We start from the raw sequence: 16,383 nt of genomic DNA, 5'->3' as shown, positions 1-16,383 counted from the left end.
GCCCGGTGGCCCGGGCCGCGCAGGCACGTCCGGGGTTGACCCGAACGTCACCAGTCCCTCACCCGCGCATGAGCGGGTGAGGGACCGGGCGCGCCTCAGACCTTCGCGCAGGCGCCGGGACCCGGCGCCCGCGCCGTGATCACGTACCGGTCGATCTGGCGGTCGAGGCAGGACGAACCGGCCTTGTACGCCGTGTGCCCGTCGCCGTCGTGGGTCAGCAGCACGCCGTTCTCCAGCTGCCCGGCCAGCCGCCTGGCCAGCTCGTACGGCGTGGCCGGGTCGCGCGTCGTGCCCACCACCACGATCGGCGGCGACCCGTGGGCGCGCACCTTCTTGGTGAAGCGCTTGCCCTTGACCGGCCAGTACGCGCACCGCTGCTCGGGATGGTCCAGGCAGTTGACCGCCGCCAGCGCCTCGGTGCTGTTGTCGTAGCTGCCGTCGGGACGGCGTCCGTGGTTGACGTCGGCGAGGGCGAGCATCGCGGTGCCGTCGCCCCTGAAGGCGAGGGTGAGCGCCTGGCGCAGGTAGGGCCAGCTGTCCTTGGCGTACATGGCCTGGTTGACGCCGGCCCGCAGGATGGCCTCGTTGACCTGCCTGCTGTCACCGTCGTTGCGCAGCGGCGCCCGGTCGGCCCGCCGGTAGAGCGCCTCCAGCCGCTTGGCCGCGGCGGCGACGGTGTGCTTGGGGAAGGGGCAGTCCTTGGCCCTGAAGCAGTCACGCAGGAACGACTCGCGCGCCACCTGGAACCCGCGCTCCTGCGCCGCGCCGAACTCGGCCAGCGTCTGGCCGGGGTCCTCGGCGCCGTCGAGCACCATGGCCCGGATCCTGGTGGGGAACAGGTCGGCGTAGCGGGCGCCGAGGTAGGTGCCGTAGGAGAAGCCGAAGTAGGTCAGGCGCGCGTCGCCGAGCGCGGCCCGCATCACGTCCAGGTCGCGGGCGACCTCGCCGGTGCCGACGTGCGCGAGGAGCTGCTTGCCGGAGTTGGCCGCGCAGCCCTGGGCGAAGATCTTCGTCCACGCCTTGGCCCGCCTGATCTCGGCGGCGTTGTCGGGGGTGGGGTCGGCGGCGAAGTAGGCGTCCAGGCCGAGGGGGGACAGGCAGCGTACCGGGGCCGAGGCGCCCACGCCGCGCGGGTCGAAGCTGACCACGTCGAAGTGCTGCCGCACGGCGGCGGACATGACGTTCTTGTCGGCCTTCAACAGGGTCGCGCCGGCGCCGCCGGGACCGCCGAAGTTCAGCACGATCGAGCCGGTCCTGCGGCCGGTGGCGGGCAGCCGTACCATCGCGATCCTGATCTGCCGGCCGCCGGGCTTGGCATAGTCCAGCGGGACGGTTAACTTCGCGCACTGGAACCCGCTGCCGCACCCCGACCAGGCCAGGCGCTGACCGTAATAGGCGTCGAGCCCGGCCGGCGTGGCCGCCCGCGCGGCGCCGGACAGTCCGGCGGCGGCGATCAGACCTGCGAGTACGGGCGAAATAATGGTGATTAAACGTCGCATAACCACAAGCTGACCGGCATGCCTTGCGAGCCCCTTTAAGCACGGTGGAACAGATCACTTGCAAGGGGCGCCCCGGGGTCAGCCGCCTTCGGAGACCCGGCGCTCGACCTCCTCGACCAGCCGGTCGAGCGAACGGCCGAGCAGCTCGCGCACCTCGCCGGCCCTGGCCCCGGAGTCGGGCTCGTCGAGCAGGGACAGATGCACGGTCACCTCGCTCGTACCGGCCGCCGAGTCGGACACCTGCAACCAGCCCGCGTAGTCGGGGTGGTCGCGGCCGCCCCACTCCACCCGGAGCTGCTCCTCCTGGGCGCGGAACAGCCCTTCGTGCCGGCCGCTCCCCGGGATCAGCTCGCCGCCCGCCTCGACCGTGCCCGCCCCGCCGTCGCCGACCCACAACCCCTGCGGCAGCCACCGGTCCATCAGATCGACGTCGGACGCGACCCCGAACACGATCATGCTGTCGGCCGGCATCGCGCGCGTCGCCTCGATCTCCGCCATCACACGCCCCCGAATCCCCCCGAATGCCGCCGTGTCGGGCGCGGACCGAGCCGCCTGCCGCGGGCAGCCGAACGCGGCGACCATACCCGTGGCATCTGCTCGCAAACCGGCCCCCGCGGGGCCCGTCTCTCCGGCTACGGTGGCTCCGGTGAAAGCGCGGTGAGAGGGGAGAGCGGGGCGATGGCGGAGCTGCCACGAGTGCCGCCGGAGATGTTCCGGTTCGCCACCACAGAGCGGGCAGACCTGCACACGGCCCTCCTCCACGTCCTCGGCACGGCCGCCGAGCGGCTGGAGCCCGAGCTGACGGCCGGCGAGCTGCGCGTCCGGCTGCGCGCGTCCGGCTGGTACGCCCCCGTCGCCGACCACGACCTCACCACCGCGCTCGAGCAGCTCGCCGGCTGGCGGCTGCTCGACGTGATCTTCAACCACGCCGCCGGCTTCGCGACCGCCGAGGAGTACGAACGCCGGAACCTGCGCTACACGCTGACCGCCCGCGGCGAGGCCGCCTTCGCCGGACTGCGGCACGCGACGCGGACCCTGACCTCGGCGGACGCGCTGCACACCGCCGTGCACACCGACGTGCTCGACGCCGTCGCCGACCGGCTGGAGGAGCTGGACGCCCTGCTGGCCGACCCCGACCCCGGCCGCGACCGGCGGGTGTTCACCTGCCTGCGGGAGCTGGAGAGCCACCTCGACGGGCTGCGGCACGACACCGTACGCCTCAACGGCGGCCTGCGCCGGCTGCTGCGCGCCGAGAGCTCGGACCTTGGCACGTTCCACGAGACCGGTACGGCCACCGTCGCCTACCTCCAGGAGTTCGTCACCGGACTGGACCAGCGCGGCGAGACCATCGCGCGGGCGCTGCGCGGCGTGGCCGGGCGCGGCGTCGGCGTCCTGCACACCCGCGCCCTGGCCGGCGCCGACCTGCCACGGCTCCCCGGCGCCGACCTCGTCACCCCCTGGCTGGCCGCCCGCACCGCCGCCTGGGACGAGCTACGCCTGTGGTTCGATCCCGACCCGGCGAGCGGCGCCGAACCCCGGCTGCGGCGGCTGCGCGAGGCCGCCCGCGCGGCCATCGTCTCCCTGCTCGAGCTCCTCGACCGCGTCACCTGCGCGGGCCGCCCCTCCTCCGGCGCCGCCGCCGACTTCCGCGCGCTGGCCCGCTGGTTCGCCACCACGCCGGGCGAGGACGACGCCCACCGGCTCTGGGACGCCGCCTTCGGGCTCGGCCCGGCCCGCCACGCCCACCTCGGGCACGCCGACGCCGAGCTCGTCCCGGCGGGGGCGTCCTGGGCCGAGGCCGGGCCGGTCGCGGTCTCGGCGCTGCTGCGTTCGCGCGGCACGACCGAGCGCATGGGCCGTACCGGGCGGGTGCGCGACGTGGCGGCCCTGCGCGCCGAGCGCCGGGCGCGGGCGGAGAAGGAACGCGCCGGGCTGGAGGCCGCCTGGGAGGCGCTGGCCACCACCGGCGCGCTGCGCCTGTCCCGGCTCGGCGCGCTCGACCACGACACCTTCGGCAGGCTGCTCGACCTGCTGGGCCGCGCCCTCGCCGCGCCCCCCGACGCCACCGGCCTGCGGCGGGCCGTCACCTCCGACGGCCGCGTCGAGGTCGTGCTGCGCGCCCCGGACGACGGCGCCGTCGCGGTGCTGCGCACGTCCGAGGGCTGGTTCCGCGGCCCCGACTACCTGCTCGACGTGCGTTCCAAGGGCGGGCACGACCACCGGAGGGCCGAGGGGACATGAGCAGCCTGGCCAACCAGCTCGTCCGGGCGGAGAAGGAGGAGATCGCCCGCGCGATCAGGACCCTCCTCGCCCGGCCGTTCCTGTCGGCGCACGACGAGCCCGCCGCCTTCGCGGTGATCGGGAAACGGCGGGAGCCGCTGACCCGGTGGTTCGACTACTTCTGCGGCTGGCGGCTGGTCGTGGAGCCGCGCGAGGGCTACGCGCGCCTGGTCAAGGTCGGGTCGCGGCCGACGGCCACCCGCCCGGCCCGCCGCCGCCGTGCCGGTGGGGCGCCGTTCGACCGCCGCCGGTACACGCTGCTGTGCCTGTGCGCGGCCGAGCTGCTCGCCTCGCCGGTCACCACGATCGGCATGCTGGCCCGGCGGGTGGTCCAGGCGGCGGCGGTCGAGCCGGGGGTGCCCGCGTTCGACCCGGTCAGCGCCGACGAGCGGGCCGCCTTCGTCGACGCGCTCAAACTGCTCGAACAGCACGGCGCGATCACCGCCGCCGACGGCGACACCGACGCCTACCTCGGCGACGAGGACGCCAAGGTGCTCTACCGCGTGGACACCACCCGCGTGGTCCGGCTCCTCGCCGCCCCCGTCCCGCCCTCCCGCCTCCCCGCCCCGACCGGCGCGACCGATCCGACCGACCTGACCGTGGAGGCCCGGTACGGCGGCGGCGAGCCGACCGAGACCCAGCGCGCTCTGTGGGCCCGCCACTCCCTGCTGCGCCGCCTGCTCGACGAGCCCGTCGTCTACCGCGACGAGCTGACCCCCGCCCAGGCCGCCTACGCCGACTCGCCGGCCGGCCGCCGGATGATCCGCAGGGCCGCCGAGGAGGCCGGGTTCGTGCTGGAGGAGCGCGCCGAGGGCCTCCTGCTCGTCGATCCCGAGGCGACCGCCACCGACACGCGGTTCCCCGACGACGGCAGCCACGCCAAGGTCGCCGCCCTGCTCCTGCTCGACCTGCTGGTCACCGCCGGTCCGCTGGCCGCCGGCCGGCTCGACGAGGAGGCCGCCGAGCTGCTGCGGCGCTTCCCCCGGTGGGCCGGGGCGTACCGGTCGGACGGGGGCGCGCCCAGGCTGGCCGCCGACGCGCTGGAGGTTCTCGCCATGTTCGGGCTGGCCCGCCGTACCGGCGACCGGGTGGCCGCCCTGCCCGCCGGAGCCCGCTACCGGGTCGATCGCGGCCCGGCCGACACGGAGGACGCATGACCCTCACCGAGCTCACGCCCGCCCCCGCCGCCCCGGGCATGGAACGGCGCTGGACCCCCGTACGCGCCGGGATCCTCAACGTGTGGCGCTACTACGACGAGGTGTTCGAGTTCCACCGGGGCAGGCTGCTGCTGCGCGGGCCCAACGGCAGCGGCAAGTCCAAGGTGCTCGAACTCCTGCTGCCGTACGTGCTGGACGCCAGCCTGAAGCCGAGCCGGCTGTCCACGTTCGGCGGCACCGAGCGGACCATGCACTGGAACCTCATGGGCGACGGCGCCACCGGCCTCACCCGCGTCGGCTACGTGTGGCTGGAGTTCCGGCACGCCGACGGCCGCTGGTTCACCTGCGGCGCCCGGCTCCAGGCCACCGCCCACACCAAGAACGTCACCGCCGCCTACTTCACCACCGGCTCCCGGATCGGCCTGCCCGGCGGCGTCCGGCTCGCCGGCGACGGCGGCCAGCCGCTGACCAGGGCCCAGCTCGGCGACGAGCTCGGCGAGGACGGGACGGTCCACGAGTCCGCCGACGCCTACCGCGAGGTCGTCCGCCACACCCTCTACGCCGCGCTCAACGAGCAGCGCTACGACTGCCTGCTCACCGCGCTGCGCCAGCTCCGCACCCCCAAGCTCTCCGAACGCCTCGACCCCGGACTGCTGTCCGACCTGCTGTCCAGCGCCCTGCCGCCGCTCGGCGAGGGCGAGATCCACGAGATCGCCGAAGGGTTCGAACGGCTCGACCGCCGCCGTGAGGAGCTGCGCCTGCTCGACCGCGACGTCGAGGAGGCCGACCGGCTCGCCGCCGCCCAGCGCGGCTACGCCCAGAAGTTGCTGCGCGCCGCCGCGGCGGCCGTCCTGTCCGCCGGTCAGGCCGTGGACACCCTCGCCGCCGAGGCCAAGGCCAAGCGCGAGGCGCTCCGGCAGGCCGACGACGAGCTGGCCGTCGCGGCCGTACGGCTGTCGGAGGAGGAGGCGCAGGAGCTGGCCCTGGCCGCGCAGCTCGACGGGCTCAAGGAGAGCCAGGCGTACCGGTCGGAGGGCGACCTGCACCGGCTGCGCACGCAGGCGCGGGAGGCGCACGAGTCGGCGGCGCGGCTGCGCGACCAGGCCGGGGCGGCCACCCGGGCCGCGTCGGCCAGGCAGGAGTCGTCGCTGCGCGCGGCGGCCGCCGCCCGCGCCGCCACCGGCCTGGCCGACCGTGCCCGCGCCGAGGCCCGCCGCGCCGCCGAACGCGCCGGGCTGCTCTCGGTCCACCTGGAGTGCGAACGCCCGGTGCCCGAGCCCGCAGGCTCGCCGGAAGAGCGGGGCGACGACGGCGAGGAGTCCGTACGCCGTGCCCGCGAGCTGCTGCGGGCCGCCGTGACCAGCCGGACCGGCCAGCTCCGCGAGGTCAGGCAGGCGGCCGTCGAGCACGAGGAGGCGATCGGCCGCCGTACCGCCGCCGAGCACGACCGCGACCGCGTCCGCGACGACCTGGCCGAGGCGATCGCCGCCCACGAACGGGCCGGTTCGAACCGCGACGAACGTGCCCGCGACCTGGCCGCCGCCCTGGAGGAGTGGGCCCGCGGCTGCGCCCACCTCCGGCTCGACGCCGAGGAGCTGGCGGCCCTGGCCGACCGGTCCGAGCAGGCCGACGAGCTGGTCGGCGCGGCCCGTACGGCGGCCGCGGTCCGGCTGGCCGCCCGCGAGCACCACCTGACGGGCCTGCGCGACCGGCTGCACGCCGAACGCTCGGAGCTGGCCCGCGAACGCGAGCGCCTGGCCGAGCGGACCGTGCTGGAGCCGCCCCCCTCGCCCGCCCGCCCCGCCTCCCGGTCCGGACGGCCCGGCATGCCGCTGTGGCGGGCACTCTCCTTCCGCTCCGGCGTCGATCCCGTCACGCAGGCGGGCGTCGAGGCGGCGCTCGAAGCCTCGGGCCTGCTCGACCTGTGGTTGCTGCCCGACGGCGGCATCGACCCCGGCGAGCACGACGCCTTCGCGGTCGCCGCGCAGGCCCGGCCCGCGCCCGGCTACAGCCTGGCCGACGTGCTGTTCACCGAGCCGGGCGGGCCGCCGTCCACCGACCGGGTGCTGGCGGCGGTCGCCTTCGCCCCCACCGCGCTCGGCGTCGACCACCCCGCCGTCGTCGGCGCCGACGGCACCTGGCGGCTCGGCCCGGCCATCGGGCGCTGGGTCAAGCCGGAGCCCTCCTACCTCGGCGAGGCCGCCCGCGAACGGGCCATGCGCCGCCGCGTCGCCGAGCTGGACGACCGGCTCGCCGACCTGGCCGGCACGATCGCCGAGTGCGACCACCTGTTCAGGGTGCTGGCGGGCGACCGCGACACGCTCGCCGCCGAGCTGCGGCGACGGCCCGACAGGCGGCCGTACGCCGGGGCCGCGCGGGCGCTGGACGAGGCCGTGGGCAAGGTCGCCCTGTTGGAGGACGAGCTCAGCGCGCACGAGCAGCGCCTGCACGAGCGGGAGAAGGAGGCGGCCAGGTCGCTGCGGCGGCTGACGGAACCGGCCGCCCGGCACGCGCTGCCCGCCGGGCGGCCCGCGCTCGACGAGCTGGAGGCGGCCCTGCGCGCCGCCGAGACCACCGGGGCCGTCTGGCACGACCGGCGCGGCGACGCCCGCGCGGCCAGGGCACGCGCCGGGCAGGCGGCCGAGACCGCCCGCGAGTACCAGGACCTCGCCGTACGCGCCATGGACCGGGCCGAGGAGTCCGCCGACGCGGCCGTCGTGCTGGCCGAGAAGCTGACTGCCGTCGAGAGCGCGGCCGGCGCCGAGCATCTGGACGTGCTCGGCCGGCTCCAGGACGTCCAGACCGCCTACCAGGGCTGCCGCCGCCTGATCAGGTCCGTCCACGACGAGACGGCCAGGCTCAACGCCCGGCTCGGCCGGCTCAGGGGCGAGCTGGGCCAGGCCGAGGAGAAACACGCCGAGGCCGGACGCGCGCGCGAGGCGGTCGGCGAGCGGTTCCGGCGCCTGCTGGCCGGCCACCTGCCCGCGGACGCCGACGTCCCGGCCGGGCTCGCCCCCGACGCCGGGGTGCGGGCGGTGCTGGAGGCGGCCGGCGACGTGGCCGTACGGCTCGCGGCGGTGCCGTACGAGCAGCGGCACGTCAGGGAGGCCGAGGCGCGCCTGCGGGACGCCTTCCACCACGCCAGGGAGATCCTGGCCGGCCGGGCCGAGCTGGAGCTGGCCCCCGACGAGGACGCGCAGGTGCTGACGGCCTCCGCCGGCGGCGTACGGGCCGGGGCCGCCGCGCTCGGCGCGGCGCTGCGCGGCGAGCGCGACGAACGGCGGCGCGACATCACCGAGGCCGAACGCGACCTGTTCGACCGAACGCTGGCCGGTGACACGCGGCGCCACCTGGCCGACCGGATCAGGCAGGCCGCCGCGCTGGTCGAGGGCATGAACCAGCGGCTCGAACGTGTCCGCACGGCCTCGCGGGTCGCGGTACGCCTGGTGTGGCAGGTCGATCCCACCCAGTCGGCGGCCACCCGGGCGGCCCGCGACCTGCTGCTGCGCGACCCGGCCGGGCTGGGCGAGGCCGACCGCGAGGCCCTGTACGCCTTCTTCAGGGACCGCGTCGAGGAGGCGCGCGCCGACAACTCCTCGGCCGGCTGGGAGGACCAGCTCATGAAGGTGCTGGACTACACGGCCTGGCACCGCTTCGTGGTACGCCTCGACCGCGGCGACGGCCAGGGCTGGCAGGACCTGACCAGGAAGCTGCACGGCGCGCTGTCGGGAGGCGAGAAGGCCATCGCCCTGCACCTGCCGCTGTTCGCCGCCGTGGCCGCCCACTACCGGACCGACCCCGGCTGCCCCCGGTTCATCCTGCTGGACGAGGTGTTCGTGGGCGTCGACCGGACCAACCGCGGCCAGGTCTTCGACCTGCTGGTCGACCTCGGCCTCGACCTCGTGCTCACCTCCGACCACGAGTGGTGCGAATACCGCGAGCTGGACGGCATCGCGATCCACCAGCTCATCACCGGCGACGGCGACGACGCGGTGACCACGGCCCGGTTCGTCTGGAACGGCTACCGTACGGTCCCCACGGAGACCCTTGATTAGAAAGGTTCTTTACTACCAGCGATCGCGTCCGTATGGTGGGGGCAACCCACGGGAGGCGGTCATGAAGATCCGCACCGCTGCGGTCGTGCTGACGACCCTGCTGGCCACGTCGGTCTCGGCGTCGGTGACCGTCTCGCCGAGCGCCACGGCGGCCGCCACCGTCGCCTTCGGGGCGATCGTGCCCGCGCCGGTGAGCGCGGTCCCGGCGGCGGGGGTGACGTACCTGATCACCGCCGCGACGGCCGTGTACTCCGAGGCGCCGGAGGTGGGCGAGCAGCTCGCGCGGCAGTTGCGCCGTTCGACCGGCTACCCGGTGCCGATCGTGACCGCCCCGCCGGCCGACGGGATCACCCTGCGGCTGGGCGAGGTGGCCGGCGGGGACGAGGCGTACCAGCTCGACGTGACCGCCACCGGCGTCGTGGTGCTGGCCAACCGGGCCGCCGGGCTGTTCAACGGGGTGCAGACGCTGCGGCAGCTGCTCCCGTACGCGGCCGACGCGGCCACCGTGCAGCCGGGGCCCTGGCCGGTGCCGGGCGGGCGGATCGTGGACCGGCCGCGTTACCCGTACCGGGGCGCGATGCTGGACGTGGCCAGGCACTTCTTCCCGGTGAGCGCGGTCGAGCGGTACCTCGACCAGATCGCGCTCTACAAGATCAATTACCTGCACCTGCACCTGTCGGACGACCAGGGATGGCGCATCGCCGTCGACTCCTGGCCCCGGCTGGCCTCCTACGGCGGCAGTACGGCGGTGGGCGGCGACCCCGGCGGCTCGTACACGAAGGCCCAGTACCAGGAGATCATCGCGTACGCCGCCGCCCGAAATATCACCGTAGTTCCGGAAATCGACATGCCGGGGCACACCAACGCCGCCCTCGCCTCCTACGGCCAGCTCACCTGCGACGGCGTCGCCCCGCCGCTGTACACCGGCACCGACGTCGGGTTCAGCTCGCTGTGCACGTCCAAGGAGATCACCTACACCTTCGTCGACCAGGTGATCGGCGAGCTGGCCGCGCTCACCCCCGGCCCGTACCTCCACATCGGCGGGGACGAGGCGGCCTCCACCGCGCCCGCCGACTACAAGGCGTTCGTGGACCGGGTGCAGGGCATCGTGGCCGCCCACGGCAAGACCGTGATGGGCTGGCACGACGTCGTCAAGGCCACCCCGCTGCCCACCACGCTCGTCCAGTACTGGGGCAGCGACCCCACGGAGACGGCGGTCTCGACGGCGGGCAGGAAGGTCGTCATGTCGCCGTCCGCCCGCACGTACCTGGACATGAAGTACAACCGGCGCACCCCGCTCGGGCAGACCTGGGCGGGCCTGATCGAGGTCAAGGACGCCTACGGCTGGAACCCCGGCGCCTACCTCCGGAGGCTCCCGCCCGAGCAGGTGCTCGGCGTCGAGGCGCCGCTGTGGACCGAGACGATCAGGACGCCGGCCGACATCGACTACATGGCCTTCCCGCGCCTTCCCGCTCTCGCCGAGCTGGCCTGGTCCCCGTACGCCACGCACGACTGGACCGCGTTCCGGCAGCGGCTCGGGGCGCAGGGCCCGCGCTGGCGCGTCATGGGGATCGCCTACTACCGCTCCACCCAGATCGCCTGGCCCTCCGGTTCTTAGGAGCCCCCTCAGGAGCTGCGCATGTCCCGATCGATCAGATGCGTCCTGGCCGTGCTCGTCGCGGCGCTCGCCTCGGGGGTGGTGAGCGCCGGCAGCGCCGTCGCGGCGGCCGGCTCGACCGAACTGGCCTCGGGCTGGGCGCTGCGCCCGGCCACCGGCCTCGCCGACGGCGGCGCGGCGATCTCCCTGCCCGGGTACGCCACCACCGGCTGGAACCCGGTCACCCTGCCCTCGACCGTGCTGGCCGGGCTGGTCGCGAACGGCGTCTACCAGAACGTCTACTTCGGCCAGAACCTCAAGAACGTGCCCGACCTGACCACCCAGGACTGGTGGTTCCGCGGCGAGTTCACCGCCCCCGCCACGGCCCCCGGGCAGGTGTACTGGCTGCGCTTCAAGGGCCTCAGCTACCGCGCCCAGATCTGGCTGAACGGTGTGCAGCTTGACGCCGCCGCGGTGGGCACGTTCGTCGCCCACGAGTACGACGCGACCGCCGCGATCAGGCCGGGCGCGGCGAACGCGCTGGCCGTCAGGGTCACCCCGCCGCGCCACGACTGCAAGGACCTGTCCGCCTGCACGGTCGACTGGAACCCCGAGGCCCCCGACATGAACGCGGGCATCTGGAACACGACCCTGCTGGACACCACCGGCCCGGTGGCCCTGCGCGACCCGTACGTCCGGACGACCCTGTCCGGCGCCGCCGCCGACCTGGCCGTCTACGTGGACGCCGTCAACGCGACCGGCGCGCCCGTCACCACCACGGTCAGCGGCACGATCACCAAGGCGGGCCGGCCGGACCTCGCCTTCTCCCAGAACGTCACCCTGGCCGCCCACGAGCGCAGGGAGATCGCCTTCGCGCCCGTCCACGTCGATGATCCGGTGTTGTGGTGGCCGTACCAGTTCGGCAGCCCCGAGCTGTACCGGCTGACGGTCAGCGCCGGCGCCTCCGACAGCAAGTCGATCGACTTCGGCATCCGCGAGGTCACCGACTACCGCACCACCGTCAACGGCACCTCCTTCGCCGGTTACAAGATCAACGGCCGGCCGATCCTGCTGCGCGGCGGCGGCTACGTGTGGGACCTGATGCAGCGCTGGGACACCCGGACGAACGCCGCCCACGTCAACTACGTCAAGGGTATGGGCCTCAACACCATCCGGCTGGAGGGCACCCTCGGCAACGAGGAGCTGTACGACCTGGCCGACAGGGCGGGAGTCCTGGTCATGCCCGGCTTCGTCTGCTGCAGCGCCTGGGAGGACGACAGCGCCTGGACCGCCGAGCAGGAGCGGGTCGCCCGCGAGTCGCTGGACAGCCAGTTGCGCTCGCTGCGCCACCACGCCTCGGCGTTCCTGTGGACCTACGGCAGCGACCAGCCGCCGACGGCCGCTCACCTGGCCGCGTACAAGAGTGTGGCCGCCGCGCTGCACTGGCAGAACCCGACCCTGGACAACGTCGCCACCTGGTCCAACGCCGACGCGGGCATGAAGATGGACGGCCCGTACGTGTGGGAGCCGCCGGTGTTGTGGTGGGACGAGAGCAAGAGCGGCGGCGCGTTCGGCAGCACGGGGGAGGAGGGCACCGAGTCGCCGCCGCCCCTGGAGACGCTGGAACGTTTCCTGGCCCCCGCCGACGTCTGGCCCATCGGCACGGCCTACAACTACCACGCGGGCAAACCCGGCAGCGTCTTCGACACCATCGCCCCCTACACCACCGGCCTGAACAAGCGTTACGGCACCGCCACCTCCGCCGCCGACCAGTCCCGCAAGTCCGAGGCGCAGAACTACGAGAACGCCCGCGCGTTCTTCGAGGCGTGGAGCGCCAGGCAGCACGTGCGCTCGTTCGGGTCGATCTTCTGGATGCTGAACAACGCCTGGCCGTCGGTGCACTGGAACCTCTACGACTACTACCTCAAGCCCGGCGGCGGCTACTTCGGCGCCAAGAAGGCCACCGAGCCCGTGCACATCGCCTACGACTACCTCACCCGGGCCGTCCACGTGGTCAACTCGACCCTGACCACGCGCTCGGGCCTGACCGCCACGGTTTCCGTGCACAACCTGCCGGACCTGGTCCGCAAGTACACCGCCTCGGCGCCGGTCACCGCGACGGCCAACGCGGGCGTCCAGGTGCTGACGGTCCCGGCGGTGACCGGGCTGTCGCGGACGTACCTGATCAGGCTCCAGCTCAAGGACGCCGCCGGGGCGACGATCAGCGACAACGTCTACTGGTACTCCACCTCGCCCGACACACTCGGCAACAAGAGCAACTGGTACCGCACCACGCCGAAGACGTACGCCGACCTGACCGGCCTGAACACCCTGCCGGCCGCGAACGTCGCCGCCACCGCCGCCCGTACCGTGTCCGGCGGCTCCGAGACGGTCACGATCACCCTGACCAACCCCGCCGGCCTGGCCTTCCTCGTACGGCCGGAGGTGGTCGCGGACGGGCGCGAGGTCGTACCGGTCCTCTACAGCGACAACTACGTCACGTTGTGGCCGGGGGAGAGCACGACGATCACGGCCACGTACCGGACGGCCGACCTCGGCGGCCACCAACCGGCACTACGGGTACGCGGCTACAACCTCCCGGCCACCACGATCCCCATACCCTGATCCCGCGCCGAGCTCATCGAACGGTGGCGAGCGCCTGGGCCCAGGGCGGGTTCGCGCCCGCCACCGAGCAGGTCAGCGCCGACACCCGGGCCGCGAACGACGCGGCGGCCACGGCGGTCTCCAGGTCGAGGCCGTCGAGCCGCCCGCCGAGCAGGCCACGCGCGCCCAGGTCGTGCAGCAGCCCGGCGGTGAAGGAGTCGCCGGCGCCGACCGTGTCGACGACCTCGACCCGCGGCGCCCGTACCTCGGCCCGCTCACCGTCGAGGGACACCAGCGCACCCGCCGCCCCCCGGGTGACCACCACGAGCCGGGCCCCCGCGGCGTGCCAGGTGTCGCAGGCCCGTTCCACGGACGCGCCGGGCATCAGGAAACGCAGGTCGTCGTCACTGAGCTTGAGTACGTCGGCCCACCGGCACCAGCGCTCGACCTGGTAGTCCTCACGGGCGGCCAGGCTGGGACGCACGTTGGGATCGACCGACACGGTGGCCCGCGCCGCGGCCCGCCGCGCGAACTCCTCGACGGCCGCCCGCCCAGGCTCCCTGACCAGCGCCAGCGACCCGGTGTGCAGGCAGGTGGCCGGGCCCAGCCTGGCCGGGTCGAGCTCCTCGGCGCTCCACTGCCAGTCGGCGGTGCCGCCGGCGTAGAAGGTGTAAGCGGCCCCGCCGTCGTCGTCGAGCGCGGCGACCGAGAGCGTACTCGGCTCGGCCGCCTCGACGGCCGCCGACAGATCCACCCCCGAGGACGTCAGCCGGTCACGGAACAGCGCCCCGAACACGTCACCCGAGACGCGCCCGAGGAAGCGGGTGGGGGTGCCGAGGCGGGCGAGCGCCACGGCCGTGTTGGCGGGGCCGCCGCCGGGCAGCACCCGCAACCCGAGCTCCCCCCGCCCGGCCTCCCCGTCCGCGCCGGTGAAACCATCGGCCACGCACTCACCCAGAACAGCGATCACCGACCCCGCCTCCCTGGAACTCACTCACTCCGACCCAAGCCCCCCGCCCCGAACCCCATCATCCCAGCCCACGCCCCACAAGATGGCGACGTGCCATCTCCTCAGAGCCGCCATCTCCTCAGAGCCGCCATCTCCTCAGAGCCGCCACGCCCGTCGCGACGCCGCGTCTTCCGGAAGAGCGCCGGTCAGGATGCGTCGTCCTCGTCGTCCTTCAGGTGGTCGGGCAGGCCGGTGGCGGGGACGCCGAACGTCCGCGCGTACTGGTCGTTGAGTTCCGACCAGCCGAAGTTCATCGCGGCGGCGCCCCGGATCGGCGGGATCGGACGGCCTTCGAGCAGCTTCTCGGCCACGTCGAGGCAGATGTGCCAGCCGGCCGCGACCTTCGGCAGCCAGTCCCGCTCCTGGACGGTGTGCCGCAACGTCAGCCGGGTGCCGGTGCCGGTCGCCGCCAGTTCCCAGCGCAGCAGGTCGGTGCCGAACGTGTGCTCCAGCAGCGTCGGCGGCTCGGCACGGACGACCTCGGCCTCCATGTCCTGGGGCTTCTCGTCGTCGATCATCGTGAGGGTCAGGCCGCCCGCCTCGGAAAGATCACGGTCGGCGCTGTACGGCGCCCACGCGGCGAGCTGCCCCGGCTCGGTCAGCGCCCGCCACACCCTCTCCGGCGGATGACGCAGATCGCGGACGAGGACGAGGGTCCAGCGGTCTCCCGCCGCCTCGCTGCCGACCTGGGCCGGCGGGCTCGGACGGTACGCGTCAGAGGTCATGACGTCTCCTCCAGGTTGTCGAGATGGCGTTCGAGAGCGTCGAGATGCCGGTCCCACAGGGCCCGATACGGCTGAAGCCAGTCGTCCAGCGCACGGAACGGGCCCGCGTGGATGCGGTAGATCCGCCGCTGCGCCTCGGTACGGCAGGTGACGAAACCGGCCTCCCTGAGCACCTTCAGCTGTTTGGACACCGTGGGCTGGCTGACGTCGAGCGCCTGGACCAGCTCGTTCACGCTGCTCTCGGCCACCCGGAGTCGATCGAGAATCCGACGCCGGGTCGGCTCGGAGAGCACGGAGAACGCATCCACGGACATGCCTTCATATTCCGCAACCGGCATATACCTGTCAAGGCATACACGCTCATCGGTGCGCCCCGCCCGAAGTCCGCCTGCCCACCTCCGGCCGCCGCCTCCACCCTGTAGTGGCATCTCGGCTCCGAGCGCCGCATGCGTGGCGCGGTGGTGGGAGGTCTCGTACTGGAGTGGGTTCCGGTCGGTCCGGGCGGGCTTTCGGGATCGCTAATGTTATCTCTTCGTGATGTGCGCTCGGGGTGGGTGATTTGTGCTGCGTGTGTTTGTGTGGAGGGATTAAGTGTCAGGATATGTCGTGTTTATGGGGAGATTTTGGGGTGGCGCTGTCCGAACATTCTTATGGTTACGATTCCTTCGTCCAGTCGTTCTGCGGAGCGGGGGGAAAGAAGGGCGCCATCGATTCCCAGGATTTGGCCGAACTCGAAAAGCGCCGGAACGATTCCGACTTCGCCGTGGCGTTCGCCAGCGTGATGCCGCCGCGCCAGCTCAAGAGCCTCCTGGCCGGTCTGCGCCGCGCTCACGCCATTCAGTCCGCCAACCTCGACAGGTTGGCCAAGGCCCTGAGCACGCTCCTCGGCACCGCCTCCCGCGCCCCCGGTCCGGCGCGGATTTCGGCCCCTTACACCCATCGCCTGCTCGAAAACCTCGACACACCGGAAACCGGTTTCGCCATCGGACAATTGCTGCGATACGGACGTTTCGACGAGCCGTTCCTCCGCGATCTCGCCGCCAAGACCTACGACTACGAACGAAGCCAGGCTCCCGGCTCCTCGTACTGGCGGAATCTCCATCCGGACTCGCAGCCGATGTGCGCCATTCCCCTGGACGAACGCGACCCCATGGCGGGCGTCATGGCCGCCCTCGCCAACCACCCCAGGGCGGCCCGCGAGTTCCTGACGGACGGGCGGCGGGACCCGCTGGAGTACCTCACCTGCGAGCGCTTCTGGCCGGGGAACACGGAGGCGTACCTCGACCGGGCGATCGACATCGCGGGGCTCTAGAAGCAATGCCGGGAAGTTAGGGCTTGCCGATCAATAACCCGTAGCATCTGCCGTTCTGGCCCGATGGGCTGGTATGGCCGTGTCGGTGGAGACTGTGGGGATGCTGGAGGCGAAGCTCGAGGCGATCTTGCCGCATCTGGACGAG

At 73.5% G+C, this 16,383-nt stretch carries 11 protein-coding genes; 6 read left to right on the top strand and 5 right to left on the bottom strand.

Annotated elements, in window-relative coordinates:
* Positions 1-95: 95 nt before the first annotated feature.
* Together DMB42_RS51220 and DMB42_RS51215 are read right to left on the bottom strand one after the other, a co-directional pair.
* Positions 96-1,499: an alpha/beta hydrolase gene (locus DMB42_RS51220; protein ID WP_260478425.1), complete on the bottom strand. Its 1,404-nt coding sequence runs from the start codon at positions 1,497-1,499 to the stop codon at positions 96-98.
* A gap of 78 nt (positions 1,500-1,577) precedes the next feature.
* Positions 1,578-1,997, bottom strand: a complete 420-nt coding sequence (locus tag DMB42_RS51215; protein WP_125649168.1) for an SRPBCC family protein — start codon at positions 1,995-1,997, stop codon at positions 1,578-1,580.
* Between the two features lie 180 nt (positions 1,998-2,177).
* Here DMB42_RS51215 and DMB42_RS51210 point away from each other — a divergent pair, with 180 nt between their 5' ends.
* The 5 genes from DMB42_RS51210 (at position 2,178) to DMB42_RS51190 (ending at position 13,213) form a co-directional block, all read left to right on the top strand.
* Complete coding sequence (locus DMB42_RS51210; RefSeq protein WP_221762741.1) at positions 2,178-3,740, top strand: TIGR02677 family protein; 1,563 nt, start codon at positions 2,178-2,180, stop codon at positions 3,738-3,740.
* Entirely contained in the window at positions 3,737-4,936 is a 1,200-nt protein-coding gene (locus tag DMB42_RS51205; protein WP_125649165.1) for a TIGR02678 family protein, read from the top strand. Before DMB42_RS51210 ends, DMB42_RS51205 begins: the two co-directional genes overlap by 4 nt.
* Complete coding sequence (locus DMB42_RS51200) at positions 4,933-8,991, top strand: TIGR02680 family protein (protein WP_125649162.1); 4,059 nt, start codon at positions 4,933-4,935, stop codon at positions 8,989-8,991. Before DMB42_RS51205 ends, DMB42_RS51200 begins: the two co-directional genes overlap by 4 nt.
* Before the next feature lie 61 nt (positions 8,992-9,052).
* Positions 9,053-10,609 carry a beta-N-acetylhexosaminidase gene (locus tag DMB42_RS51195; protein ID WP_125649159.1) on the top strand — a complete coding sequence of 519 codons (1,557 nt, stop codon included), beginning with the start codon at positions 9,053-9,055 and terminating at the stop codon, positions 10,607-10,609.
* 21 nt (positions 10,610-10,630) lie between these two features.
* Positions 10,631-13,213 (top strand): glycosyl hydrolase 2 galactose-binding domain-containing protein, encoded by a 2,583-nt coding sequence (locus DMB42_RS51190; protein WP_125649156.1) that lies wholly within the window; start codon positions 10,631-10,633, stop codon positions 13,211-13,213.
* A 13-nt stretch (positions 13,214-13,226) separates the two neighbouring features.
* Here DMB42_RS51190 and DMB42_RS51185 read toward each other — a convergent pair whose 3' ends face one another.
* From DMB42_RS51185 to DMB42_RS51175, 3 genes are all read right to left on the bottom strand, one after another.
* Complete coding sequence (locus DMB42_RS51185; protein ID WP_125649154.1) at positions 13,227-14,162, bottom strand: carbohydrate kinase; 936 nt, start codon at positions 14,160-14,162, stop codon at positions 13,227-13,229.
* A gap of 185 nt (positions 14,163-14,347) precedes the next feature.
* Positions 14,348-14,926, bottom strand: a complete 579-nt coding sequence (locus DMB42_RS51180; RefSeq protein WP_125649151.1) for an SRPBCC family protein — start codon at positions 14,924-14,926, stop codon at positions 14,348-14,350.
* Positions 14,923-15,240: a helix-turn-helix transcriptional regulator gene (locus DMB42_RS51175; RefSeq protein ID WP_185845314.1), complete on the bottom strand. Its 318-nt coding sequence runs from the start codon at positions 15,238-15,240 to the stop codon at positions 14,923-14,925. The genes DMB42_RS51180 and DMB42_RS51175 overlap by 4 nt, the downstream gene beginning before the upstream one ends.
* A 314-nt stretch (positions 15,241-15,554) precedes the next feature.
* Between DMB42_RS51175 and DMB42_RS51170 the strand changes: the two genes are divergently transcribed.
* A complete protein-coding gene (locus tag DMB42_RS51170; RefSeq protein ID WP_125649149.1) occupies positions 15,555-16,238 on the top strand; it encodes a hypothetical protein in 684 nt (227 codons plus the stop codon).
* Positions 16,239-16,383 lie beyond the last annotated feature (145 nt).

Origin of the sequence: Nonomuraea sp. WAC 01424 (genome assembly GCF_003947315.1) — a bacterium.
Lineage (GTDB): Bacteria > Actinomycetota > Actinomycetes > Streptosporangiales > Streptosporangiaceae > Nonomuraea > Nonomuraea spiralis.
This window is presented reverse-complemented; position numbering and strand designations above follow the sequence as displayed.

Bases quoted from the DNA above. Each gene is read 5' to 3' on its own strand.
- DMB42_RS51210 (WP_221762741.1), top strand. From the start codon at position 2,178: ATGGCGGAGCTGCCACGAGTGCCGCCGGAGATGTTCCGGTTCGCCACC.
- DMB42_RS51205 (WP_125649165.1), top strand. From the start codon at position 3,737: ATGAGCAGCCTGGCCAACCAGCTCGTCCGGGCGGAGAAGGAGGAGATC.
- DMB42_RS51180 (WP_125649151.1), bottom strand. From the start codon at position 14,926: ATGACCTCTGACGCGTACCGTCCGAGCCCGCCGGCCCAGGTCGGCAGC.
- DMB42_RS51215 (WP_125649168.1), bottom strand. From the start codon at position 1,997: ATGGCGGAGATCGAGGCGACGCGCGCGATGCCGGCCGACAGCATGATC.
- DMB42_RS51175 (WP_185845314.1), bottom strand. From the start codon at position 15,240: ATGTCCGTGGATGCGTTCTCCGTGCTCTCCGAGCCGACCCGGCGTCGG.
- DMB42_RS51190 (WP_125649156.1), top strand. From the start codon at position 10,631: ATGTCCCGATCGATCAGATGCGTCCTGGCCGTGCTCGTCGCGGCGCTC.
- DMB42_RS51220 (WP_260478425.1), bottom strand. From the start codon at position 1,499: ATGCGACGTTTAATCACCATTATTTCGCCCGTACTCGCAGGTCTGATC.
- DMB42_RS51195 (WP_125649159.1), top strand. From the start codon at position 9,053: ATGAAGATCCGCACCGCTGCGGTCGTGCTGACGACCCTGCTGGCCACG.
- DMB42_RS51200 (WP_125649162.1), top strand. From the start codon at position 4,933: ATGACCCTCACCGAGCTCACGCCCGCCCCCGCCGCCCCGGGCATGGAA.